24 protein-coding genes are annotated in these 25,653 nt (G+C 41.5%); 4 read left to right on the plus strand and 20 right to left on the minus strand.

Annotated elements, in window-relative coordinates:
- Window positions 1-8: 8 nt before the first annotated feature.
- A complete protein-coding gene (namA, locus tag PFZ69_RS01080) occupies window positions 9-1,028 on the plus strand; it encodes an NADPH dehydrogenase NamA (protein WP_270179193.1) in 1,020 nt (339 codons plus the stop codon).
- 86 nt (window positions 1,029-1,114) lie between these two features.
- Here the strand turns inward: namA and rnz are convergent, their stop codons facing one another.
- Window positions 1,115-2,035, minus strand: a complete 921-nt coding sequence (gene rnz, locus PFZ69_RS01085; protein WP_270179194.1) for a ribonuclease Z — start codon at window positions 2,033-2,035, stop codon at window positions 1,115-1,117.
- An 89-nt stretch (window positions 2,036-2,124) separates the two neighbouring features.
- On the opposite strand from rnz, the gene PFZ69_RS01090 reads away from it, so the two are divergent.
- The gene (locus PFZ69_RS01090) at window positions 2,125-2,724 is read left to right on the plus strand and encodes a CPBP family intramembrane glutamic endopeptidase (RefSeq protein WP_270179195.1); all 600 of its coding nucleotides are present in this window, start codon (window positions 2,125-2,127) and stop codon (window positions 2,722-2,724) included.
- A gap of 154 nt (window positions 2,725-2,878) precedes the next feature.
- Here PFZ69_RS01090 and PFZ69_RS01095 read toward each other — a convergent pair whose 3' ends face one another.
- The 6 genes from PFZ69_RS01095 to PFZ69_RS01120 all read right to left on the minus strand — a co-directional run bounded on the left by PFZ69_RS01095 (window position 2,879) and on the right by PFZ69_RS01120 (window position 10,086).
- The gene (locus PFZ69_RS01095; protein WP_270179196.1) at window positions 2,879-4,156 is read right to left on the minus strand and encodes a DNA polymerase IV; all 1,278 of its coding nucleotides are present in this window, start codon (window positions 4,154-4,156) and stop codon (window positions 2,879-2,881) included.
- A gap of 96 nt (window positions 4,157-4,252) precedes the next feature.
- The gene (locus PFZ69_RS01100) at window positions 4,253-4,741 is read right to left on the minus strand and encodes a MarR family winged helix-turn-helix transcriptional regulator (RefSeq protein WP_270179197.1); all 489 of its coding nucleotides are present in this window, start codon (window positions 4,739-4,741) and stop codon (window positions 4,253-4,255) included.
- A gap of 141 nt (window positions 4,742-4,882) precedes the next feature.
- Window positions 4,883-6,001, minus strand: a complete 1,119-nt coding sequence (locus tag PFZ69_RS01105; RefSeq protein ID WP_270179198.1) for a M20/M25/M40 family metallo-hydrolase — start codon at window positions 5,999-6,001, stop codon at window positions 4,883-4,885.
- 25 nt (window positions 6,002-6,026) lie between these two features.
- Complete coding sequence (locus PFZ69_RS01110) at window positions 6,027-7,574, minus strand: acyl-CoA carboxylase subunit beta (RefSeq protein ID WP_270179199.1); 1,548 nt, start codon at window positions 7,572-7,574, stop codon at window positions 6,027-6,029.
- Window positions 7,574-8,410: a methylmalonyl-CoA epimerase gene (gene mce, locus PFZ69_RS01115; RefSeq protein WP_270179200.1), complete on the minus strand. Its 837-nt coding sequence runs from the start codon at window positions 8,408-8,410 to the stop codon at window positions 7,574-7,576. The genes PFZ69_RS01110 and mce overlap by 1 nt, the downstream gene beginning before the upstream one ends.
- 17 nt (window positions 8,411-8,427) lie before the next feature.
- Window positions 8,428-10,086 (minus strand): acyl-CoA mutase large subunit family protein, encoded by a 1,659-nt coding sequence (locus PFZ69_RS01120; protein WP_270179201.1) that lies wholly within the window; start codon window positions 10,084-10,086, stop codon window positions 8,428-8,430.
- 201 nt (window positions 10,087-10,287) lie between these two features.
- Here PFZ69_RS01120 and prli42 point away from each other — a divergent pair, with 201 nt between their 5' ends.
- On the plus strand, window positions 10,288-10,380 hold the full coding sequence (gene prli42 / locus PFZ69_RS01125; RefSeq protein ID WP_270179202.1) for a stressosome-associated protein Prli42: 93 nt from the start codon (window positions 10,288-10,290) through the stop codon (window positions 10,378-10,380).
- Between the two features lie 26 nt (window positions 10,381-10,406).
- On the opposite strand, the gene PFZ69_RS01130 is transcribed toward prli42, so the two are convergent.
- From PFZ69_RS01130 to PFZ69_RS01180, 11 genes are all read right to left on the minus strand, one after another.
- Window positions 10,407-10,919 (minus strand): L,D-transpeptidase, encoded by a 513-nt coding sequence (locus tag PFZ69_RS01130; protein ID WP_270180585.1) that lies wholly within the window; start codon window positions 10,917-10,919, stop codon window positions 10,407-10,409.
- A 66-nt stretch (window positions 10,920-10,985) separates the two neighbouring features.
- On the minus strand, window positions 10,986-11,954 hold the full coding sequence (locus PFZ69_RS01135; RefSeq protein ID WP_270179203.1) for an aromatic acid exporter family protein: 969 nt from the start codon (window positions 11,952-11,954) through the stop codon (window positions 10,986-10,988).
- 122 nt (window positions 11,955-12,076) lie between these two features.
- On the minus strand, window positions 12,077-12,505 hold the full coding sequence (locus PFZ69_RS01140) for a BrxA/BrxB family bacilliredoxin (RefSeq protein WP_270179204.1): 429 nt from the start codon (window positions 12,503-12,505) through the stop codon (window positions 12,077-12,079).
- A 127-nt stretch (window positions 12,506-12,632) separates the two neighbouring features.
- Complete coding sequence (locus PFZ69_RS01145) at window positions 12,633-13,934, minus strand: dihydrolipoamide acetyltransferase family protein (protein ID WP_270179205.1); 1,302 nt, start codon at window positions 13,932-13,934, stop codon at window positions 12,633-12,635.
- Between the two features lie 26 nt (window positions 13,935-13,960).
- A complete protein-coding gene (locus PFZ69_RS01150) occupies window positions 13,961-14,944 on the minus strand; it encodes an alpha-ketoacid dehydrogenase subunit beta (RefSeq protein ID WP_270179206.1) in 984 nt (327 codons plus the stop codon).
- A gap of 12 nt (window positions 14,945-14,956) precedes the next feature.
- Complete coding sequence (locus tag PFZ69_RS01155; protein ID WP_270179207.1) at window positions 14,957-15,958, minus strand: thiamine pyrophosphate-dependent dehydrogenase E1 component subunit alpha; 1,002 nt, start codon at window positions 15,956-15,958, stop codon at window positions 14,957-14,959.
- A 27-nt stretch (window positions 15,959-15,985) separates the two neighbouring features.
- Complete coding sequence (lpdA, locus tag PFZ69_RS01160) at window positions 15,986-17,407, minus strand: dihydrolipoyl dehydrogenase (RefSeq protein WP_270179208.1); 1,422 nt, start codon at window positions 17,405-17,407, stop codon at window positions 15,986-15,988.
- Window positions 17,408-17,431: 24 nt separating this feature from the next.
- Entirely contained in the window at window positions 17,432-18,541 is a 1,110-nt protein-coding gene (buk, locus tag PFZ69_RS01165) for a butyrate kinase (protein WP_270179209.1), read from the minus strand.
- 13 nt (window positions 18,542-18,554) lie between these two features.
- Window positions 18,555-19,652, minus strand: coding sequence for a branched-chain amino acid dehydrogenase (gene bcd / locus PFZ69_RS01170; protein ID WP_270179210.1), 1,098 nt, complete (start codon window positions 19,650-19,652; stop codon window positions 18,555-18,557).
- A gap of 24 nt (window positions 19,653-19,676) precedes the next feature.
- Window positions 19,677-20,576 carry a phosphate butyryltransferase gene (gene yqiS, locus PFZ69_RS01175; protein WP_270179211.1) on the minus strand — a complete coding sequence of 300 codons (900 nt, stop codon included), beginning with the start codon at window positions 20,574-20,576 and terminating at the stop codon, window positions 19,677-19,679.
- A gap of 135 nt (window positions 20,577-20,711) precedes the next feature.
- Window positions 20,712-22,763, minus strand: a complete 2,052-nt coding sequence (locus PFZ69_RS01180) for a sigma 54-interacting transcriptional regulator (RefSeq protein WP_270179212.1) — start codon at window positions 22,761-22,763, stop codon at window positions 20,712-20,714.
- A gap of 186 nt (window positions 22,764-22,949) precedes the next feature.
- On the opposite strand from PFZ69_RS01180, the gene PFZ69_RS01185 reads away from it, so the two are divergent.
- Window positions 22,950-23,204, plus strand: a complete 255-nt coding sequence (locus PFZ69_RS01185; RefSeq protein WP_270179213.1) for a DUF2627 domain-containing protein — start codon at window positions 22,950-22,952, stop codon at window positions 23,202-23,204.
- Between the two features lie 23 nt (window positions 23,205-23,227).
- Here PFZ69_RS01185 and spo0A read toward each other — a convergent pair whose 3' ends face one another.
- Both spo0A and spoIVB read right to left on the minus strand, forming a co-directional pair.
- Window positions 23,228-24,028, minus strand: coding sequence for a sporulation transcription factor Spo0A (spo0A, locus tag PFZ69_RS01190; protein WP_270179214.1), 801 nt, complete (start codon window positions 24,026-24,028; stop codon window positions 23,228-23,230).
- Between the two features lie 241 nt (window positions 24,029-24,269).
- Window positions 24,270-25,565, minus strand: a complete 1,296-nt coding sequence (spoIVB, locus tag PFZ69_RS01195; protein WP_270179215.1) for a SpoIVB peptidase — start codon at window positions 25,563-25,565, stop codon at window positions 24,270-24,272.
- Window positions 25,566-25,653 lie beyond the last annotated feature (88 nt).

The raw sequence follows: 25,653 nt of genomic DNA on the forward strand, positions 1-25,653 counted from the left end.
AAAATGAAATGACAGCAGCACTATTTACCCCTTATTCGATCAAAAACGTTACATTTGCAAACCGAATCGTTATGAGTCCTATGTGTATGTATTCCTGCGAAGCGCAGGATGGGAAGGCTACGGATTTTCATTATACGCATTATACATCACGAGCGATGGGGAAAGTAGGACTCATCTTCACTGAAGCCGCTGCAGTTACGAAGCAAGGGCGTATTTCACCTGAAGACTTAGGAATCTGGAGCGATGAGCATATCGAAGGTCTCAAGAAAATTGTTCACCTCTCACAGGAACATGGAGCAAAGGTAGGTATTCAAATTGCACATGCAGGACGAAAAGCTAGGGTCGATGGCCCCATTCTTGCTCCATCGGCAATTCCATTCGACGATGGCATGAAAACCCCTGAAGAAATGACCAAGCAGCAGATCAATGAAACGATCGATGCCTTTAGGGAAGGTGCTAGACGTGCGAAAGAAGCTGGCTTCGATGTCATTGAGCTACACGGCGCTCACGGTTATTTAATCAGTGAATTCCTATCCCCTCTTACGAATAACCGAAATGACGAATATGGCGGCTCACGTGAAAACCGTTATACGTTCCTACAGAGAACCATCGATTCAGTTAAAGAAGTGTGGGACGGCCCGTTGTTTGTTCGTATTTCTGCAGATGAGTATAACGAAGAAGGAAATAAGATCGATGACTTTATTTATTTTGCATCTGAAATGAAGAAGCAAGGCGTGGATCTCGTCGACTGTAGCACTGGTGGAATCGTGCCTGCAAAGATTAATCCGTATCCTGGATACCAAGTTACGCATTCTGAACAAATTCGTCATGGCGCTAAGATCGCTACTGGCGCAGTTGGATTGATCACTCACCCGCTTCAAGCTGAAGAAATCATTCAAAACGGACGAGCAGACCTCGTGTTTTTAGCGAGAGAGCTACTACGTGACCCATACTGGCCAAGAAAAGCTTCAGTTGAGCTGAATGCCGAACTTGAACCACCTAAGCAATATGAACGCGGTTGGAATTAATTTCACTAAAGATATACAAAAGACCCTAAGAAGCAGTGATTTCACCTGCTACTTAGGGTCTTTTACTAAAAGGAAACTTCTTCCACTCACTTGTTACGCTGTTTGATGGTTATCGAACTATGGTCCATCACGATCTGAGTGTTCGGAAATATTTCTTTCGCTTCCTCTACCATTCGATCGAGATCTTCTTCTTGATACCGTGAACTAATGTGAGTAAGTGCGAGCTGACTAACTTCTGCATCGCGCGCAATTTTCGCTGCTTCTACAGTAGTAGAATGAAAATAATCGTAAGCAAGTGTTTCTTTCTCATTCGAGAACGTTGCTTCATGTACAAGTAAATCTGCTCTGCGCGCTAATGTAATGGTTTTTTGACTATACCGAGTATCTCCACAGATTACGATACAACGACCACTTATAGGCGGCCCCGTAACCTCTTCTGGTGTTATCGTTTTTCCATCATGTTCGATCTGACCACCTGCTTTTAATATTCGATAAGATGGCCCTGGTTGAACGCCTAGCTTTTTAAGTTTCCTTACATCTAATCGTCCTGGTTTGTTGGATTCTTGAATTCTATACCCGAAACTAGTTATGCCGTGCTCTAGTAGAGCTACTTGGATTGTATAGTCGTCAATATGAATTTCAGTATCCTCATTAACCTCGATGACGGTAAGAGGGTAACGAAGGTATGTACCACTTACTTTTAAGGAAGCTTGTATAAATTCTTCTAGCCCTGCTGGTCCATAGATCGTTAGTTCGGATTCTCCGCTCTGGAAGGAGCGACTCCCAAGTAGACCTGGCAAGCCGAAAATGTGATCGCCATGTAAATGCGTAATAAAAATCTTTGTAATTTTACTCAACGTGATAGTTGAGGTCAATATTTGATGCTGTGTAGCCTCACCACAGTCGAAAAGCCATATCTCTCCGCTTTCAAGACGCAGAGCCGATGAGCTCACGTTTCGTTTCGTGGATGGTACGCCAGCACCGGTACCAAGAAATAGAAGCTCCACTTAACTCTCTCCTTTCGAACACCTTTTGTCGCAAATCGATGTTTTATCCTTTAAACTAGTTAGTATACTACAATCCTAGGAGTACACTCATGCTTAGAAATAGAAAGGTTATTATTTCGATCATCATTGCTCATTTGCTGCTTTTCTCAAGTTTCTTCCTGCTTTCTGACTTGTTCTTTTGGCAAGCTTTCACTTTATCCTTATTCCTATTGATCTTGTACTCATATCGATCTGCATCATGGAAAAAGGTCACATATAATCACGTTCTCATCGGTGTTGGAAGTGGTGTCCTTCTCTACCTTATCTTTTATATAGGGAAGCAAATAATGCTCATGTTGTTCCCTGATATGATCGCAAGTTTGCAATCGTTGTATAACCTGATTTCACCAAAAGAAACGTGGCATTACATAAGTCTTATTCTAATCATCATCCCTGGAGAAGAGTTATTTTGGCGAGGGTTTGTACAAGGTAAAATGGATAAAACTCAAAGTACTTCTTCAATTCTATTGGCTACTGTACTGTATGCGAGTGCACACATCTATGCAGGCACGTTTTTATTGATAGTCGCTGCTCTACTAGCAGGCTTTACTTGGGGATACCTCTATAATCGAACGAGAACGATGACTGTTCCGATTTTGTCACACCTCGTATTTGACTTGATGCTTCTCGTTTTCTTTCCTCTTCTTTGACCGTTTCATCTCATGCATGAGGTTCTTTTTGAAAGCATAAGAACCTCTTCTTTTTCTACTCTATATTGTGTGCAACTCGTTCGCATACCCATGTTAAAGTAGGAAGCAAGCGTTCAAAATTTGATAAGAGAATTGCCTGAAACCAAAAAGAATTCTATTTCTTATTCTTATATTTCCAAAGAAAATCTCGATCTAGACTTGTTCCTCTTCTTTTTTCATCACGTAGTTTGTGACTTCCGTCTTTTTGCAGCTGATTTCCCTTTAGCAATGAACCCTCACCGAATTTCTTTCTGATCGAACCGATCGTGTCATATAGGTCAGCTCGCTTAGAATCTTCCTCAAAGGAAAACAGATCGAGCTGTACTGTCGCTTCATCACGGTCGACGAGCTGTTGACCAGTTATGCCTAGCAAGCGGATCGGCTGACCAGACCAGTTCTTTGAAAAAAGGTATTTTGCTGCCTCTAAGATGTCTGCTGATTTCGAGATTGGGTTTTGTAATTTCCTGCTTCTCGTAATCGTTGTCCTGTCACTATAGCGAATGGTTAACTGCACATTGAAACTTAAAACACCTTTTTGCTCCATCCGTTTTGCGACTGAGTCTGAAAGATTTGTGAGCGCAGTATACACTCTTTGGCGATCCACTAAGTCTTCTGGGAAAGTAGAAGAATTGCCTACGCTTTTAAAATCGTCGATCGCATCGGGGTCTACTGGCCGATCGTCGATACCATTTGCGCGCTCGTGCAACCTTTTCCCATTAATCCCGAGCTTGATTTCGAGTTGCACCGGGTTTGCTTTCGCGAGCTCCCCTATCGTCGTGATGTTTAATTCTTTAAGTTTCTCTTTCGTTTTCTTACCAACTCCATGCATTTCTCCAACATCAAGCGGCCAAAGGATTTCGTCGATCTGTCTTTTACGTAATATAGTGATACCAAGCGGCTTTTTCATATCGGAAGCCATCTTTGCTAAGAATTTATTAGGTGCAATGCCGATGCTGCATGGAATGCCAATTTCTTTAAAAATCCGTCTTTGAATCTCCTCTGCAATCGACACCGGATTGGTTCCCTTGCAATCGTCTGTGATATCTAGATACCCTTCATCGATCGAGACGGGTTGAACAAGTGGCGTATACGATTCTAGAAGCTCGAAAATTTGCAGGGAAGTTTGCCGATATAGCGGAAAGTTTGGTGGCATTACTAAAAGCTCTGGGCAGTGCTTCCTCGCCTCCCATAGTGGCATTGTCGTCTTTACCCCCATTTTTCGAGCTTCATAGCTACTCGTTACAACGATTCCCTTTCTTTCTTCAACATTACCCGCGATAGCAAGCGGCTTTCCTCGAAGGTCTGGGTTATGAGCCGCTTCAACAGAAGCATAGAAACTGTTCATATCGACATGAAAAATAATTCTCCCACCGCTTTTATTGAATTGACTCATTAACACCAGCCTCCTTCCTCTTTAGGATGATCTGAAAACCATAAGCTATCACGAGCGATAAACCTCTGCAAAAAAAAGACAGGAAAAGTTCCCGTCTTACAAATCACGCTCTTTCTGCTTTTCGATCCAATTGACGAACTCACTACCATGAAAGTGTTTGTTAAATTCAAGCTGAAATTGATAAAGCTCATCTAGAAATGCTGCATGTTCAGCAGAACGTCTACGATATTCATCTATGTATTCTCCAACAGAATACGAGTATTTCGTACTTGCGTCAATCTTCGTTAAACCTGATTCTGTTAATTTAACATAAGATATTCTTCGATCGCTAGCTTTCTTTTCTATTGCGACGAACCCTTTATTTTTTAAGCGTTTTAAAACTTGCATCACAGTAGAAACGTCCCAAAGCCCTACTTCAGATATTCTCGTTATCGTTACCTCTGTTTCGGTGTATACGATCCACATCACATGCTGTTCTGCCTGTGTAAGACCAATTTCTCTTGCGTTTTTTTGCCATTCATTTTCGAGTACTTTGTATGTTCCTCTCATGTAGTTTAATAGTTTGTGAGTTCGAATAGAGTCCATGATTAACACCACTTCCAATATATTGTTAAATTATCACGAATATAGTTTAACATATTTTAACTTTACATTTTCCAATTTAATAGTAAAAAGGCTGCCTAGACTAGCTAGACAACCTTAAACCGTAACTAAATTGTGAAGAATTTACCCTTTTGCTACTTCTTTAATGATCGCAACAACTGCTTCAGAGACTTTTATCAATTCTTTCACAGGCATACGCTCATTTGTCGTGTGGATCTCTTCATATCCTACTGCAAGATTAACTGTAGGTATACCATGACCCGCAATGATATTCGCGTCACTTCCACCACCGCTCGTTAATAGTTCAGGCGAGCGACCAATCTCGTTCATCGCTCTCTTCGCAACTTCAACTACATGATCTCCCTCACCAAATTTAAAGCCTGGGTACATGACTTGGATATCAAGGTCCACCGATCCACCCATTTCTTCTGCAGTTGTTTCGAAAGCTTTTTTCATTTTCTCCACTTGAGCTTCCATTTTTTCTGGCACGAGTGAACGGGCTTCCGCTAACACTTCAACGTAGTCACATACGATGTTTGTTTGCGATCCACCTTCAAAACGACCAATATTTGCAGTGGTTTCATCATCAAGTCGACCAAGCGGCATTTTGGCAACAGACTTAGAAGCAATCGTAATTGCAGAAACACCTTTTTCTGGCGCAACACCAGCGTGCGCAGTCTTACCGTGAATTTTTGCTAGGATCTTTGCTTGAGTTGGAGCAGCTGTAATGATTTTACCAACTTCTCCGTCACTGTCTAACGCATAGCCATATTTTGCAATAAGCTTTTCGGGATCAAGTACTTTTGCACCTTGCAGTCCAGATTCTTCTCCAACGGTGATGATGAATTGGATTGTCCCGTGCTGGATGTTTTGCTCTTTTAGAACACGGATTGCTTCAAACATAGCTGCTAAGCCCGTCTTATCATCCGCTCCTAGGATCGTCGTTCCATCAGTACGAACATATCCATCTTCTACAGTTGGCTTAACTCCTTGTCCTGGAACAACAGTATCCATATGAGAAGTGAAGTATATACTATCGGCTTCCACGTTACCCTTCAGTGTACAAATAAGGTTACCCGCTTCGTGTTCTGTTTTTTCAGCAGCATCATCTTCTTCTACTTCGACACCTAGAGAAGTGAATTTTTCTTTTAAAATGGCTGCGATGCGCTTTTCTTTTTTTGTTTCTGAATCAATCTGTACGAGTTCTAAAAACTCATCGAGTAAACGTTGCTCATTAATCATGGTGTATGCCTCCTATACCACTTGATTATAATGGAATATTTCCATGTTTCTTCTTAGGACGCTCGTCTTTTTTATTCCGCATTAATTCCAATGCTTCAAGAAGCTTGATTCGAGTTTCTCTAGGGTCGATCACGTCGTCTACCATGCCACGAGAAGCAGCTATGTACGGGTTTGCAAACTTTTCGCGATACTCTTGAATCTTTGCAGCTCTCGTTTCTTCTGGGTTATCACTTTCATTGATTTCCCTTGAGAAGATGACGTTCGCCGCTCCCTCAGGACCCATGACTGCTATTTCTGCATTTGGCCAAGCGTAAACTAAGTCTGCACCTATCGATTTAGAATTCAATGCTACATACGCCCCACCATATGCTTTTCTAAGAATTACAGTGATCTTCGGAACGGTTGCTTCTGAATAAGAATAAAGAATCTTCGCTCCGTGGCGAATAATCCCGCCGTGCTCCTGTTTGATTCCTGGGAAAAAGCCCGTTACGTCCTCAAATGTAATGAGAGGGATATTGAAAGAATCACAAAAGCGTATGAAGCGTGATAATTTATCTGAAGAATCAATGTCGAGACCGCCAGCCATCACTTTAGGCTGGTTACAAATCATACCGACTGTTTCACCTTTCAGTCTTGCAAATCCAATTACGATATTCTTAGCGAAATGCTGTTGAACCTCAAAAAATGAACCAGGGTCAACAACCTCTTCGATAACAGTACGAACATCATAAGGTCGCGTTGAGTCAAAAGGCACGATATCTGCTAAGTCTGCACAGAAATCCTCTCGTTCTGATTCCACCTTAACAGGCGCCTTTTCTTCGTTATTTAAAGGAAGGTAGCTGATTAAACGACGCACATCTGAAAGAACTTCTTCTTCGGTTTTACCCGTGAAGTGAGCATTACCACTTTTAGATCTGTGGACTTTTGCACCACCTAAATCTTCCGCGCTTATCTTCTCTCTCGTCACTGTTTCGATTACCTTAGGCCCAGTAATAAACATTTGGCTCGTATCCTCTACCATAAATACGAAATCTGTTATAGCAGGAGAATACACGGCACCACCTGCACAAGGACCCATGATTACTGAAATCTGTGGGATAACACCGGAATAGATTGAATTACGGTAAAAGATCTGTCCATACCCGTCTAATGATACCACACCCTCTTGAATCCTCGCACCACCTGAGTCGTTTAAGCCGATAATGGGGGCTCCGTTTCTTGCCGCTAAATCCATTACGTTCGCTATTTTCATGGCATGCATTTCTCCGAGAGCGCCACCGAATACTGTAAAGTCTTGCGCAAATAAATAGATCGGGCGACCGTCAACTTTTCCGTAGCCTGTCACAACTCCTTCACCAGGAGCCTTTTGATCAGACATACCAAAGTCCAACGAACGGTGTTCAATGAACGAATTAAGTTCTACAAAAGAACCTTTGTCAACGAGTAGATCGATTCGTTCTCTAGCCGTTAATTTTCCTTTATCATGTTGCTTCCTTATTCGTTCATCTCCGCCACCCATCTCTACTTCTCTTCGACGATCGTACAGTTCATTAATTTTATCGTACATATCCATTATTCCGCCTCCTTTGTATCCTTCTCACATAGTTCGTATAATACTCCCCCAGCTGACTTAGGATGCAAAAAGGCAATATTTGCGCCCCCTGCGCCTTTAACAGGCTTTTCGTGAATAAGCTTGATTCCCCGCTCTGAAAGTTCCTGGAGTCGATCTTCAATGTTGTCAGAAGAAAGTGCGATATGGTGTATGCCTTCACCTCGCTTCTCGATAAAGGAAGCGATAGGACTTTCATCATTTAACGGTTCTAGAAGCTCGATCTTAGATTCACCGATCTTCAAAAAAGCAATCTTAACTTTTTCAGACGGCACTTCCTCAATGGCTTCAAGCTGAAGATGAAGTGAATCAACGTAAAACGGCAGCGCTTGTTCAAGGGAAGAAACTGCGATACCTATGTGATCGATTTTCTTAGGAGGTGTATAGACCTCTTCACTTAGTCCATCTCGTTCCCTAACTGCTTTCTCAATAAAAATAGCCGTTTCTTTTGTGGGAGTTCCTGGGGTAAACACTTTTTGAACTCCTTTTGATTCGAGGAAAGGAATATCTTCCCACGGAATCACCCCTCCTCCGACTACGATTATATCTTCAGCCTCACGATCTTTAAGCATCGATACAATTTCAGGAAACAACTCATTATGAGCTCCTGATAAACAAGAAAGTCCGATCGCATCTACGTCTTCTTGGATGGCAGCTGCTACGATTTGTTGAGGTGTTTGTCTTAGCCCTGTATAGATGACCTCCATCCCATAATCCCGAAGAGCTTGAGCTACCACGAGTGCTCCTCTGTCATGACCGTCTAGTCCTGGTTTTGCAATCAATACACGTATTTTTTTCATAGCATCCCACTCCCCAGTTAAACTCCTGTATATTCTCCAAATTCTTCTCTAAGTACGCCACAAATTTCTCCCACTGTGCAGTAATCTTTCACACACTCTAAAATAAGCGGCATTAAATTGGCATCACCTTTCGCGCCTTCTTTTAATTCTGCTAACCGAGCGCTCACTCGACTAGAATCTCTACGACTTCTAAGTTCTGTTAGTTTTTCGATTTGTTTTCGTTGAAGCTCTGGATCGATACGGTGTAATTCAGGCTTCGGTTCATCTTCTAATGTATATTTGTTCATGCCTACAACGATTTCTTCCCCAGATTCAATCTTCTTCTGCGTTTCATACGCTGCCTGATGTATTTCACGCTGCATATAGCCCTGTTCAACTGCGGACACTGCACCACCCATGTCATCGATCTTCTCGATATAATTAAATACATATTCTTCTAGCTCATCTGTTAACTTTTCAATATAATAAGAGCCGCCTAATGGGTCAACTGTGTCGGTCACACCACTCTCATTTGCAATAATCTGCTGAGTACGAAGTGCAATTCGAGCAGAGTCCTCAGTAGGAAGAGCAAGTGCTTCGTCCTTGGCATTTGTATGAAGGCTCTGCGTCCCACCTAGAACCGCAGCTAAAGCCTGTATCGTAACCCTTACTATATTGTTATCAGGCTGCTGTGCGGTCAGCGTTGAACCAGCAACTTGAGTATGGAAGCGCAGCTGCAAGCTCTTAGCCTTCTTAGCCCCATAGCGTTCCTTCATGATTTTTGACCAAATTCTTCGTGCTGCTCTGAACTTCGCAACCTCTTCTAAAAATTGATTATGCCCGTTGAAAAAGAACGCAAGGCGAGGAGCAAAATCATCAACTGCTAGCCCAGCTTCAATCGCAGCATCTACATAAGCGATACCGTTCGCAATCGTAAACGCAAGCTCCTGAGAAGCTGTAGAACCCGCTTCACGAATATGGTAGCCAGAAATACTGATCGTGTTCCAACGCGGCACATGTTCTGCACAATATGCGAATATATCCGTGATTAACCTCATCGATGGTTTAGGTGGAAAGATGTAAGTTCCTCTTGCAATATACTCCTTCAAAATATCGTTCTGTATCGTACCTGAAATTTCGCTTTGAGAAACACCCTGCTTTTCAGCTACAGCAATATACATAGCAAGTAATACAGCAGCAGGGGCATTGATGGTCATGGAAGTACTAACTTTGTCTAACGGTATATCTTTTAAAAGCGCTTCCATGTCATCGAGTGAATCGATCGCTACTCCTACTTTCCCCACTTCACCTTTTGCCATCATATCATCAGAGTCATAACCGATTTGCGTTGGTAGATCGAACGCTACTGATAAGCCGGTTTGACCTTGATCTAGTAGATACCTAAAACGAGAATTCGTTTCTTCAGCAGATCCAAATCCTGCGTACTGCCTCATCGTCCACGTTCGCCCTCTGTACATCGTCGGTTGAATACCACGTGTATAAGGGTACTGACCTGGAAAACCAAGTTTCTTCATATATGTTTCATCTAGCACATTTGGGTGAGCAAGACGATCTATTTCGATTCCTGAACTCGTAACAAACTCTTCCTTCTTCTCAGGAAATTTGTTTAATAACTTCTCAGTTAACGCTTTCCATTCTTCGAATTGCTTTTGAAAATCCTTCTGATCTGTTGTCATCCCCATTCCTCCCTGTCTAGTCGCATTATGCCGAAATAAGATGTCTAACTTATATACTATTCTTCATAAAGAAAGCGTTTTCCTTCCTGGATACGAAAAAATTGTAGAATCAGCTCAGAAGTTGTTCGTTTATTAAGCTTGTACCTCCATACAAATACATGTAAAATAACGATAGAATGTTCAATTGAGGGAGGGACTTTCATGCCCCGAAAAACAACGAAGGTCGTTGTATACATCATGATCATCTCGATGCTACTAAGCTTATTTGCTGGAGCTACAGCGATGTTATTTTAAAAAATATAAAAACAGAAGGTGCTGTCTTAGTGTAAGACAGCACCTTCTGTTTTTTGTTTCGAAAGAGCACCAACTTTTATTGCTAACGTTTCAAAGGATTCAGGGCTCGTTGTGATCAAAACTTTTGTTCCGATCGGTACCTCTTCGAACAGCTTTTCAATCTCTTCATTATGAAGTCTCACGCAGCCTGCTGTTACATACTTTCCGATCGATGAAGGTTTATTCGTACCGTGTAATCCATATATTCTTCCATCTGTATCCTCCGCATCAAAACCGATCCATCTCGTTCCTAACGGGTTTTGTTTATCACCGCCGGCAATGTTTTTCTTTCGATAATAAGGATTTACAGCCTTTACAACGATCGTGAATGTGCCTTCTGGGGTCAACTCATTACTTTTACCGGTAGCTACAGGTAAAACTTTCTCGATCCTTCCTTGTTGAATGAATGCGACTTGATTCGTCTTCTTGTTTACAATAATATATGGATCCCCAACTATGGTGTCACCAAGCGGGAAGATGACCGACATCGTAAGCAACATTGTGAAAAAGAACGATCCCAAGAAAAACCCCCCTTTTTCTTCTTAGGATGCATCGTTGCAATGAAATCATTCGTCCTTTGAAAAAGCTCCTGGCTTTAAGTACCGCTTTAATAATAGATACTGTTCGATCTCGTTCAAGAAATGGTGAAGGGCAGAACGTGTTTCAAACTCTGATCGATCTGATGGTAACGCTGAATTTCTAAACTCTTCTCTCATTTCGTATAGCTCATTAAGAAAGACGCTTGCCGTATTTTGCGGCTTTACAGCATGACTTAATTTCTCCATAAACTCAGCCATCTTCTGTCCTTGTATGTAGGTTTGATCAAGAGAAGAAATGATCGGAAGTAACCTTTCTAGTATGAAAAATTGCTTTTCACGCATTTTAAAGTACTTATAATATTTATCATCATCACGCAGCATATGGTTCTCGATATCTTTGAGCGCAATGCTTTTCGCTTCTTGTAGAGCATCTCCGACTTCAAGCATCTCTTTACCATCCCAGGAACTTTCCCCATGTCTAAGATAGACGGCATATTCCATCAAGATCACCGAAAACTTTTCTTCAATCTGTACCCTGTACTTCAACAAATCTTTTTCTAAATTAGGCATATAAAGATTAAATAGCAGCGCCACCCCTATTCCAATCACAATAATCGCTACTTCATTGAAGACGATATCCCAACTTATCGTACCAAAATTATAAATATGAAGAATGATAACTGAACTTGTAATGACGCCTTCCGTCGCTTTTATTGCAACTACTGCTGGAATAAACATAAGTAGCAATAGGGATATACTTAACGGATTGTACCCGATCCCCTCAAAAAATACTGCACTAAACAAAATTCCAAGCAAACAGGCAAGAAACCTTTGCCACGAACTAAGAAACGACCGTTTCGTCGTAGGTTTGATACAGAGTATCGTAAGGATCCCCGCTGAAACATAGTTATCTAGTGAGAATATTTGTGCGATAGTGATCGCTGTTCCTGTACCTATTGCGGTTTTTAATGTTCGATAACCGATTTTCAGTTTCAATTCCTATTCTTCCTTCCACCTCGTTATACTTCCTTAATATCCTACAAAGTCTCATCCTTAAACGGAAACCTTCTAAAATAACAGAAAAAAGGCAACAGGTCCAAGCCTGCCGCCTTCTATTATTAGCAATATTTATTGAAAAGGTATTGAAGCATTCCCACTACTTCTTCCGGGTCGCTTCCTTCGATCTCGTGACGCTCTACCATGTTGATGATCTCTCCATCTTTGAGAAGTGCAAATGAAGGAGAAGATGGTGCGAATCCAGTAAAGTAAGAACGTGCTTTTGCAGTAGCTTCTTTATCTTGGCCTGCGAAAACGGTTACGAGATGATCAGGTGTTTTCTCGTTAGAAACAGCTACTTTGGCTGCAGGACGTGCAACGCCCCCAGCACAGCCGCACACTGAGTTGACCATTACAAGAGTCGTTCCTTTTTTCGCCATAACTTCTTCAACTTCTTCAGAAGTCGTTAGTTCTTGATAGCCAGCAGCTTTAATCTCTTCTCTTGCTGTAGCGACCACATCATTCATAAATAGATTAAAATCCATAGACATTCCATAATTCCTCCCTTAACTCGGTACATCTTACATTATATTGTATCGCGAATGCGTTGAAAATTCCAAGAAACCTTTTTGATTATTAAAGAAAATGGCCGTCTCATCGTTGAGACGGCCGATTTTATTAGTAAACAGAAGTATTTTCTTTAGAAATATTCTCGAGGTTTTGTTTCACACGCGCAAGGAATTTACCACAGATCATACCATCCAACACACGGTGATCTAAAGATAAACATAAGTTGACCATGTGACGAGCGCCAAACATTCCATTATCCATAATAACTGGACGCTGAACGATACTCTCAACTTGAAGAATAGCAGCTTGAGGGTAGTTAATAATCCCCATTGACTGAACAGAACCAAATGATCCTGTGTTATTTACCGTAAAGGTTCCACCTTGCATTTCATCGCCTTTAAGCTTACCTGTTTTTGCTTTTTTAGCAAGCTCTGTTACTTCACGAGCAATGCCTTTGATGGATTTTTCATCAGCGTTTTTAATAACCGGAACAAATAGAGAGTCGTCAGTACCAACTGCAATCGAGATGTTGATGTCTTTCTTCTGAATGATTTTGTCACCAGCCCACATCGAATTCATTTGAGGGAATTCCTTTAAAGCTTCGACAACAGCTTTCACGAAGAAAGCAAAGAATGTTAAGCTATAGCCTTCTTTTTTCTTAAAGTCATCTTTAATACTGTTTCTATATTCAACTAAGTTCGTCACATCGACTTCTACCATCGTCCACGCATGAGGAGCTTCATGCTTACTGCGAAGCATATTGTTAGCGATCGCACGACGAACACCGGTTACAGGAATCTCAATATCACCTTCACCAACAGGAACTTCTGCTGCTTCCTTCTCAGGCGCTGCTTGAGGAGCTTTTGGAGCACTCGGTGCTTCTTGAGGTGCTGCTTGCTTCGGCGCTTCCTTCTCGGCTTTAGGTGAAGGAATTTCACCAGAATCTATAATCTTCTGAAGATCTTTTCTAGTAATTCGTCCACCTTTACCTGTACCGCTTACTTGATCAAGGTCGATGTCGTGCTCTTGTGACATGCGTAATACTGCAGGAGAGTAACGCTTCTTCATCGGTTGATCTTCCTGCTCTTGTTCTTTCTTATCTTCTGAAATATTCTCTATCGCTTTTTGTCCAGTAGAGTCTTCTTGCGTCTCTTCAGCAGAACCTCCACCTTCAATTTCAATATAGCAAACAAGTTCACCGACTTCTAACGTGTCACCTTCATTAGCTACAAGTTCTTTAATCTTGCCTGTAAAAGAAGATGGCACTTCAGCATTTACTTTGTCTGTATTGACTTCCGCGATTGGATCATACTTATTAACAGTATCGCCAACTTCAACTAGCCATTTTTCTATCGTACCTTCAGTGACACTTTCTCCCAACTGAGGCATCAATATTTTCTCAACTGCCATGCTATAACCTCCCTCGAAATACGCTTTTAGTATTCAGCAAGCTCTCGCATTGCTTTTTCAACTTTATCAGGATTGATCATGAAGTACTTCTCCATCGGTGGTGAATAAGGCATTGCCGGAACATCTGGACCTGCAAGGCGCTGTATTGGAGAATCTAAATCGAATAGACACTCTTCAGCAATGATGGCAGATACTTCACTCATGATACTACCTTCTTTGTTGTCTTCTGTTACGAGAAGTACTTTTCCAGTTTTCTTAGCTGCTTCAACGATCGCTTCACGATCTAACGGATATACTGTGCGAAGATCGAGAATATGAGCTGAGATGCCGTCCTTCTCGAGTTTTTCAGCTGCTTGCAAAGCAAAGTGAACACATAGACCATATGTAATAACGGTAATATCTTCACCCTCACGCTTCACGTCTGCTTTACCGATTGGAAGGGTGTAATCTTCTTCAGGCACTTGGCCTTTTATTAAACGGTAAGCACGTTTATGTTCAAAGAATAAGACTGGATCTTCATCTCTGATAGCTGCCTTTAGTAAGCCCTTCGCATCGTATGGAGTAGAAGGCATTACAATTTTCAATCCTGGAACATTTGCAAACAATGCTTCAACAGATTGTGAATGGTACAATGCACCATGGACGCCGCCACCGTAAGGAGCTCTTATCGTGATCGGGCAGCTCCAATCGTTGTTGGAACGGTAACGAATCTTCGCAGCTTCTGAAACGATTTGGTTAACAGCTGGCATAATAAAGTCAGCAAACTGCATCTCAGCAACAGGTCTCATACCGTACATCGCTGCACCAATTCCAACTCCAGCAATCGCAGATTCTGCTAGTGGTGTATCGATCACGCGATGCTCTCCAAACTCATCATAAAGGCCATCTGTCGCTCTGAAAACGCCACCTCTTACACCAACATCTTCTCCAAGTACAAATACCTTCTCATCACGCTGCATTTCTTCTCTTAGTGCTTGTGTGATTGACTGAATATATGAAATGACTGGCATTATTACTCCCCCTTACTCTGCATATACATGCTTCATAGCATCTTCAGCAGGTGCATAATCCGCATTTTCTGCGTATTCCGTAGCTTCATCAACTTCCTTTTTCACACGTTCGTTGATTTCATTTTCAATCTCATCTGTAAGAACACCAGACTCCTTCAAATAAGCAGCAAACGTGATAACAGCGTCTTTCTTCTTAGCTTCTTCAACTTCTTCTCTCGTACGATAAGCGCGATCATCATCATCACTTGAGTGAGGAGTCAAACGATAGGAAACCGTTTCAATAAGTGTTGGTCCTTCTCCACGACGACCTCTTTCAACAGCTTCTTTTGCAGCTTCATATACCGCTAATGGATCGTTTCCATCAACTGTTACACCAGGCATACCATAGCCTATTGCACGATCAGACACTTTTTCACAAGCTAACTGTTTTGAAACAGGAACAGAAATCGCATACTTGTTGTTCTCACATACAAAGAGTACTGGAAGCTTGTGCACACCTGCGAAGTTTGCAGCTTCATGGAAATCACCCTGGTTTGATGAACCTTCACCAAATGAACAGAACGTTACCAAATCTTTTCCTTCCATGCGTCCAGCTAGTGCAAATCCTACAGCATGCGGGACCTGTGTGGTTACAGGTGATGAACCAGTAATAATATTGTTCTTTTTCTGACCAAAATGTCCTGGCATCTGCTTTCCTCCAGAGTTTGGATCCTCTGCTTTAGCAAAACCTGATAGCATTAGGTCTTTTGCAGTCATTCCGAATGTTAAGACAACACCCATATCACGGTAGTACGGTGCTACAAAATCCTTTTCTGGATCCATTGCAAATGCTGTACCTACCTGAGCCGCTTCTTGTCCTTGACATGAAATAACAAAAGGAATCTTTCCTGCGCGGTTTAAAAGCCACATCCGTTCATCAATTTTTCGAGCTAATAACATCGTTTCGTACATTTCTAGTACACGCTCATCAGTTAGCCCTAGAGCTTCGTGACGCTTTTCTGTCTTGTTAGCCATTATTTCTACCTCCTCATTCGAGTTTTATTAAGAATGAATCGCCTTACCATCAACTGCTAATGCTGCTTCACCGATCGCTTCAGAAAGGGTTGGGTGAGGGTGGATCGTATGACCGATCTCCCAAGGTGTTGCATCTAGTACCTTCGCAAGTCCTGCCTCAGAAATCATGTCAGTAACATGAGGACCGATCATATGTACACCTAGAAGGTCATCATTATCTGCATCTGCAACTAATTTTACAAACCCATCTGATTCACCGAAGACAAGCGCTTTACCGATAGCTTTAAAGAGAAACTTACCAGTTTTAACGTTATGACCCTGCTCTTTTGCAGCTTCTTCCGTTAATCCTACGCTAGCCATTTCAGGACTACTGTAGATACAGCTTGGTACTTTTGAATAATCCATTGGTGCAGGATCTTGATCTGCCAAATGTTCAACCGCAGTAATTCCTTCGTGAGACGCAACGTGTGCTAGCTGCATTCCTCCGATCACATCACCGATCGCATAGATGTGAGATTCAGCTGTTTGGAAAAACTCATTCGTTTCAATAACGCCTTTTTCAACTTTAATCGACGTATTTTCAAGTCCGATGTTCTTTACGTTCGCTTCTCTACCTACAGATACGAGCATTTTTTCAGCGTTAAACGTTTTCATTTCACCTTTGTGTTCTGCTTGTACGGAAACACCTTCGCCTTTTTCAAGTGTGTCGCCCATAACCTTAGCACCAGTGAAAAGCTTGATGCCTTTTTTCTTCATCAAACGAGCTGCTTCTTTTGATACTTCATGATCTTCTGTCGGTACGATGCGATCAGCATATTCAAGTACAGTTACTTCAACACCGAAGTCTGATAGCATGGAAGCCCACTCGATACCGATAACACCACCTCCAACGATGATGATCGATGAAGGAAGAGATTCCATACGGAGTGCTTCATCAGAAGTCATGACATATTCTTCATCCACTTCAAGTCCTGGCAATGTTCTAGGCTTTGATCCCGTCGCAACGATGACGTTCTTTGGAATCAACATAGGGTTTTCCTCCCCGTTGTTCATTTCAACGGAAACGGTTCCAGGCATCGGTGAGAAAATAGATGGTCCTAAAATTCTTCCAAACCCTTCGTAAACGTCGATCTTCCCTTGCTTCATAAGATGTTTCACACCATTATGAAGCTGATCTACGATGCTTTGTTTACGTTCTTGAACTTTTTCAAAATCAAGCGCAACTTCTTTTGCCGTCACACCAAATTTTTCACCGTGTTTTGCTGTCGCAAAAACTTCAGCACTTCTTAGCAACGCCTTACTTGGAATACACCCGCGATGAAGACATGTACCTCCAAGCTCGCGTTTTTCTACAATCGCTGTTTTTAAACCGAGTTGAGAGGCACGGATCGCGGCAACATAACCGCCCGTACCTCCACCAATTATGACGAGATCGTACTCTTCAGCCATCCAAATTCTCCTTTTGCGAAAAAATTATTTTAAAACCATCGTACTAACCGTTGTGTTCGGGTACTCTTTCGCATCCTCTTCATTTCTTAGTACGCGCAAGCCACCTTCTGCGAGAGCTTGAAGTTCATTCTCTCCTGGGTGTACCATGACATCTGCAATCCATTTAACATGGTCTGTGATCTGTTTTACGAATTGTTTGCCATAAGCCATTCCACCAGTTAACACGATCGCATCTACTTCACCGCATAAAACCGCACTTGCAGCACCGATTTCCTTGCCGATCTGATATGCCATCGCATCGTAGACAAGCTTAGCTTTTTCGTCACCAGCTTCGATTAATTCTTCTACTTTCACAGCATCATTTGTACCTAAGTAGCCAACGAAACCTGCTTGTCCTACTAGTTTTTTCATGATTTCTTCAGCGTAGTACTCTCCTGAGAAGCACATTGAAACTAAATCACCCACGGGAACTGTGCCCGCTCGTTCAGGTGAAAAAGGCCCCTCTCCATGTAGACCATTGTTAACATCGATCACTTTCCCGTTTTTATGGACGCCAACAGTAATTCCGCCGCCCATATGAGTAACGATCAAATTAAGGTCTTCATATTTCTTGTCTAGCTGTCCAGCAACCCTTCTAGCTACTGCTTTTTGGTTCAAAGCGTGAAAGATACTTTTACGCTCGATTTCTGGAACCCCAGAAAGTCTAGCCACGTCCTGTAGTTCATCAACCACAACAGGATCAACAATAAAGGATGGAATGTTAAGTTGTTCTGCAATCTCAAAGGCGATGATTCCGCCAAGGTTGGAAGCATGCTCACCAGAAAATCCATTTCTTAAATCTTCAAGCATTTGCTCATTAACAGAATAAGTTCCACCTTCTATCGGGCGAAGAAGGCCTCCGCGACCTACTACGGCGGCAAGTCGCGAAATGTTTATCGCTTCTTCATCTAGTGCTTCTAGAATCGTGCTCTTTCTAAATTCATACTGATCGATGATTGTTTCAAATTGATTGATTTCTTCTGCATCATGACGGAGTGTTTTCTCAAACACTGCTCGCTCATTATCAAAAATACCAATCTTTGTTGACGTTGAACCTGGATTGATTACCAGTAGTCGATATTCTTTATCAGTCACTTGAAACCCTCCGTTACTTACGATGACTTAAAATGTGTTGAGAGTTCATCAAGAATTGGCTTCTTGATTGTTTCATTGCTTCGATTCTTTCTTCAGCAAGTCGATCTGCTGCTGCATAAGTAGGAATACCGTCTCGTTTAGAGATTTCGATGACCTTAGCGATATTGTCGTAGATTCCTTCAACACGCTTCATCGCGCGATCGCGGTTATAACCATACAATTCATCAGCAACGTTGATAACTCCACCTGCATTAATCACATAGTCAGGAGCGTATACGATACCCATTTCATGGATTTGGTCCCCGTGTGTCGTTTCACGAAGCTGGTTGTTTGCGGCACCTGCGATTACTTTTGCTTTAATCTTCCCAATCGTATCATCGTTAATGACTGCACCAAGGGCACAAGGAGCAAAAATATCGCAATCCACTGTGTAAATATCATCAATATCTACAGCTTTTGCTCCAAAGTCAGAAACTGCACGATCTACAGATTCTTTGTTGATATCTGTAACAACGAGTTTCGCGCCCTCTTCATGAAGATGTTTACAAAGGTTATAAGCTACGTTACCGACTCCTTGAACAGCTACAGTCTTACCTTCAAGTGAATCCGTACCGAAAGCTTCTTTCGCTGCAGCTTTCATACCAACATAAACACCATAAGCAGTTACAGGAGATGGGTTACCTGAAGAACCGAAAGCAGGAGAAATTCCTGTTACGTATTCCGTTTCCTCATGAATCGTATCCATGTCATGAACCGTTGTACCAACGTCTTCAGCGGTGATGTAACGACCATTCAAGCCTTGGATATAACGTCCGAATGCTCTAAACATTGCTTCGTTCTTATCTTTTCTAGGGTCACCGATGATAACTGTCTTTCCTCCACCTAAGTTCAAACCTGCTGCTGCGTTTTTGTAGGTCATCCCTTTCGCTAATCGGAGAGCATCTTCAAAAGCATCTGCTTCTGAATCATATGTCCACATTCTTGTTCCACCTAGTGCTGGTCCAAGAGTCGTATCATGGATAGCAATAATCGCTTTTAAACCTGATGCTTTATCCTGACACACAACAACCTGCTCATAATCATAAGTTTCCATATATTTGAATAGTTCCATTTAAATCTTCCTCCCTGATCGTTCTTATTTATTGGTAGAGCTTACTGCTAGAGCGATACTATAAACTTTACTTTCTGCATCATCAGATCGTGAAGTTAATACGATTGGAGCTTTAGCTCCTGCGATGATACCCCCGACCTTCGCATTAGCGAAATAGACAAGAGATTTATATAGTGCATTGCCTACTTCAATTGAAGGCACTAGCAAGATATCAGCAAATCCAGCTACTTCACTCTTTATCCCTTTGTGACTTGCGGATTTAGCTGAAATAGCATTATCCAAAGCAAGTGGGCCATCGACCACACAGTTCTTTATTTGACCTCTAACGCTCATCTGACTTAAAGCGGCAGCGTCGAGGGTTGCTTGCATCGATGGGTTAATGACTTCTACCGCTGCAAGAGGTGCAACTTTCGGTGTTTTTATACCGATCGAAGTAGCTACTTCTACTGCATTGTTTACGATATCAACCTTCTGCTGAAGGTCAGGTGCTATATTCATGCCAGAATCAGTAACAAAAATCATTCTGTCATACCCAGGCACATCAAACGCCGCAAGATGCGAAAGACTTTTGCCTTTTCTAAGGCCATACTCTTTGTTTAACACTTCTTTTAAAATGGTTGAAGTCGAAACCATCCCTTTCATCAGGACATCGGCTTCACCATTTCTGACAGCGGTTACAGCTGATTTGCATGAGTCCTTATCATCTGAGGAATGCACGACGCGTACATCTTCAGAATGAGTGAGATCTTTCTTTTCTAATATGGACATGATTTGTTTTTCATCGCCATAGAGAATAAATGAAGCGAGCTTTTGATTTACAGCCATTCTCACAGCTTCGATCACTTCTTCATCTGCAGCTGCTGCTAAAGCCACTACTTTGTTCGTTTGCTCAGTAGCTTCCTTCAATAAGTTGTTTAGGTTCATGATGTCTCTCCCTTCGTGTGCACCACATTATATAATGCAATTTTCATGCCAAGTTTAAAAAGGTATTAGATCGCGCATTTTCCCCACCATCACCATGCAACCTTTTGCAAAGTGCGCAAATCCTTGCATGCCACTTTATTCAACCCCATGTTTCTCCATCTTATAATAGAGGTTTCTTAAAGAGACTCCTAGTGCTTTGGCAGTAGCCGTTTTGTTTCCGCCATAATATTGAAGGGTTTGGTCAATCGTTTTCCTTTCAAACTCATCCACTAGTTGTGACAGAGACTTCTCAGGAGTTCTTTCAACCGAGAGAAGATCAGCGTTTTTCGTCTCACTTAATAACGATGGGATATGAGACAGTTGGATAACTGACTCAGCTGCATCCATATGGATGACAACTCTTCCTAATACATTTTCAAGCTCTCTCACATTCCCCGGCCATTCATATTGCTTGAGATACTCTAACGCTTTAGGAGTAATGCCTTCAACGTTTCTCCCGTAGTCCTGATTAATCTTGGCTATCAAATGGTCTGATAGAAAGCCTATATCTTCTTTCCGTTGCCTAAGTGGTGGTATTTGTATCGGCATGCGATTCAATCGATAATATAAATCTTCCCTAAATGAACCATCCATTATTCTCTTTTCAAGTTTTGCATTCGTAGCAGCGATTATTCTGACATTGATCGATATCGGATTCGTACCACCTACACGAACGATTTCTTTCTCTTGTAGAACACGCAACAGTTTCACTTGTGTACTTAGAGATAGTTCACCGATTTCGTCGAGAAAAATGCTCCCGCCGTTCGCTTCTTCAAACAGACCTCTTCTTCCGCCCTGTCTTGCTCCTGAAAAAGCACCATCTTCATAACCGAAAAGCTCACTTTCAAGCAAGGATTCAGCGATTGCAGCACAATTAACTCTTACAAACTTGTTGAACTTTCGATCGCTTGCATTATGTATCGCGTGCGCGAATAATTCTTTGCCTGTCCCAGATTCCCCCCTCAGCAACACAGTTGCTGGCGTTGAGGCGGCGAGCTTTGCTTGTTGTATAGAGAACGACATTTCTTCAGAGCTTCCAATAATGTCTTCAAACGAATATTTCGCTTCAAGGGTTCGAATGATTTGTCTTGCTCTTTGAAGTTGATTGTTTAACGAGTGCAGTTCAGATACGTCATGGATGACTCCTACACTTCCTTTTAATCGCCCATCAACGATTACTGGGGAAACATTAACAACCACATCACGCTTCTTTGGACCGACTTTCATTTGAACGCCACGGACAGGTTTTCTAGAGCTCAATACACGCATGTGCATGCTTTCACCTTCAGATATGTCTGTTGTTGCTGGCTTTCCGATCACTTCGTCTTCATCTAATCCGGTCAATCTCGAGTAAGCAGGATTGATCATCAACCCTCTTCCATTTTCATCAACAACAGATATCGCTTCATCAGATGATTGGATAATTGCCTTTAACATAGACTGAATGCTTTTTAAGTTCGTAACTTCTTGAGCCATTTCTTCGATTGCAGTCATATCTCGAAAGACTGCCATCGCTCCAACACGAGACCCATTGCTGTCTAATAATGGTATCCTCGTTGTTATAATTTTCTTTCCGTTTGGTAAAAGCTGTTCCTGATTCACTTCGGAGTGTCCACTGGCCAGGACCCTAGGGAGTCGACTCGTCGCCATCAACGAGCCTACTGGCTTACCAATAGCTTCTTCTTTACTAATACCGGTTACTTTTTCTGCGCTCCTATTAAACAGCGTCACACATTCATCTTTATCTATCGCGATCATTCCATCATGTGTGGAATCGAGTATGATTTCTTGTAATTTCGATTGATGTCGGAGCGTATCGATCAACAATTCTTTTTCTTCGATCAGGTGCAATACGACGTTTGCAACTGCTCCTGGAATGAGTACAGTTTTCTTACTGCGTTTTTCACGTATTTCTTTAAAAACACTGTCTCTCCCTGTTGCTTCAATAATGACATCGATTTCAAAATGGGATAATGGAATCGTCCAGTCATTATAAACCTTTATTCCTGCCTCTTTAGCTGTAATCATACCAGGTGCGTTTTCATTAAGGTCCACAACCGCTACGACATTCATCATCTTTGTTTCTCGAAGGATATTTAGTAACGCGTTACCACCGTTCCCAGCTCCAACGATCATACATTTGCGCAATTATTCATCACCTGCATTTCTCACATGCAATATATTTCATACTTATCATACAACTAAATATCAGTTTTGACAAATCATGCATGGTTCGTTTCGAAAATTTGTCAAAAAGCGTTTACAACTGTCATAGACACGAACTGTTTACTTCGCTACAATGTCAATAGTATTTGTAGAAAGGATGCGCACCATATGCGATTATTAGCTCTCCTTATTGTGCTGATCCCCGGATTAATTGGGGTTTATGGAATTAAATTAATGAGAGATGTTGTATTCGGGATAACGATTCCTCCCTTTACTTCGCTCATTTTACAATTTATTTTAGGTTTAGTGTTTTTTCTAGCTGGACTAGCGTTCGTAGGAGGTTTTATCTTCTATCGAGATCGAAAGCGGAATAAAGTTCAACAGCGATTTTCTTCAAATAGACATAAAAAAACAAAGTCCTGATCGACTTTGTTTTTTTATGCTTATTATCTTGTGTGTGAATAGTTTTCCGAATTATGTTCGATTCTGAGTTTATCTGCAACCATTGCGATAAATTCACTGTTCGTTGGTTTTGCCTTTGACATGCTGACTGTATAACCAAACAGGTTAGATATCGATTCAACGTTCCCTCTACTCCAAGCGACTTCGATCGCGTGACGGATTGCACGCTCAACCCTAGAAGAAGTCGTATTAAACTTTTTCGCAATATCAGGATATAGAACTTTTGTGATCGACCCGAGCAATTCAATGTCATTGTATACCATCGTAATTGCTTCTCTTAAGTACATATAACCTTTGATATGTGCAGGTACCCCAATCTCATGGATGATACTCGTAATGCTCGCATCTAGGTTTCTAGGCTTGTTTTCTCTAGCTGGACGTTTATAAGATTGTGTGCTGTTCGTAAATGTCGTTTTCTTACCGCTTACCTGCCTCACATGACTAGCAAGGTTATCCATATCGAACGGTTTAAGTATAAAATACGAAGCTCCAAGATCGACCGCCTTCTTCGTTACATCTTCTTGTCCAAATGCCGTCAACATGATTACGCTGCACGTATAATTCATTTCTCGTAAACGTTCAAGAACAGCTAGTCCGTCGAGGTGGGGCATAATGATATCAAGAACTAACACATCAGGCTCTTCTTCTTCGAGTACCTCAAGACATTCTTGGCCATTGAACGCAGTCCCTACAACTTCAATATCCTCCTGTCGAGACATATATTCCTCAATTAAGTTAACTAATTCCCGATTATCATCTGCTAGGCAAACTTTAATTTTTTGCACGGCTCCGTCTCTCCTTCCCAAGTTTGGTTACCGTTATATAGAAATTCAACGGGCCACATAATTTTCCTCTAAAATTTCTAAAAACATTTAAATTTAATACAAATCCTGCATTTATCTCTTTAATTCTTCAGCTTACTTCATTATTCTACATTTTCTGAATACTCTATTACTTTTGTCGAATTTTCTTCATACAAAGTATATCATGCTTATATAACGAAAGAAAGCGAACATTGAGCTTTTTTTAGCTCGCTGTTCGCTGACCATTACGATCTTCTTTATAAATATTGATGCCTGCTTCTTCAAGCATCCATTCTATGTGAACCCCATAACCAGATGTTGAGTCATTTACAAACACGTGCGTTACTGCTCCGATAACTTTCCCGTCTTGAATAATCGGGCTTCCACTCATTCCTTGTACAATGCCACCGGTTTCCTTTAACAATTCAGGATCAGTAACTTTTATGACCATTCCTTTAGTAGCAGGAAACTTCTGTGGAATAGAGCTAACCACTTCAACATCGTATGCTTTTACTTCGCTACCTTTCACAACAGTCAGGATTTTAGCCGGTCCTTCTTTCACCTGATGTGATAATGCGATCGGCATCGGTCTATCGTACATGCCATTCTTAACTTGATTGTTCATTTCACCAAAGATACCGAATGGACTGTTACGAGTTATCGTTCCTAACTTATGATCGGTATTTGAAAATCTGGCTAGTTTTTCACCAGGATGCCCATTGCTCCCTTTTTCAATCGAAGTAACTGAAGAGCTATAGATCTCACCATGATGCACAACGATCGGTTTCTTTGTGTCCATGTCCGATATTACATGACCTAGAGCACCGTATTTCTTACTGTCTGGATGATAGAACGTTAAGGTACCTACTCCTGCAGCAGAATCTCTAATATAAAGTCCGATTCGATACTTTGAGTCCGATTTGTCCTTAACAGGAACCAATTTTTTGTTTAGTTCCTTATTTTCACGTACAATCGTTACTTTTAAAGCATTACCATCTTGTCCAACTTTTTTTACAATCGTTCCTATGTCACTCATTTTTTGGACGGATTGACCATTGATTTTCGTAATGATATCTCCCACTTGAATATCAGCTACTTCGCCGGGGGAACGGTCTCCTTTAGTTGTATGAATAAGGTGATGCCCTACAACGAGTACACCACGGGTATTCAGCTTCACACCTATCGATTGTCCACCAGGTATTACTTTAAAATCAGGAAGGACTTTAACACCTACTTGCTTGATAGGAAACGTACCTACTGTAAAATCAAGTATATCTGAACCACTGCTTACACCTTTAACTGTAATCTGATCTGAATTTTTGTTAACACTAATCACGTCAGGATTTTTTACAGTTGAAGCGGTGGTCATAACAGATGAGATGTCAGTTTGATCTCCTTCAAACAAAACGATTTCATCTGGAATCGAAAGAAATAATTGAACTGGATTTGAAAATCCAAAAGCAATTATTAAACCAAGGAGAACTGCACCAATCACTTTTCTAATTATCTGTGTCTTCAAACCTTCACTCTCCTCGCTCTTGCCCACACCTCCAACATGGCTGTACTTATAATTTTGCCTTACCAGACGGTTATTATAACCGATAAAA

It is taken from the genome of Alkalihalobacillus sp. CinArs1 (assembly GCF_947387515.1).
In the GTDB taxonomy this organism is placed as follows: domain Bacteria; phylum Bacillota; class Bacilli; order Bacillales; family Guptibacillaceae; genus Guptibacillus.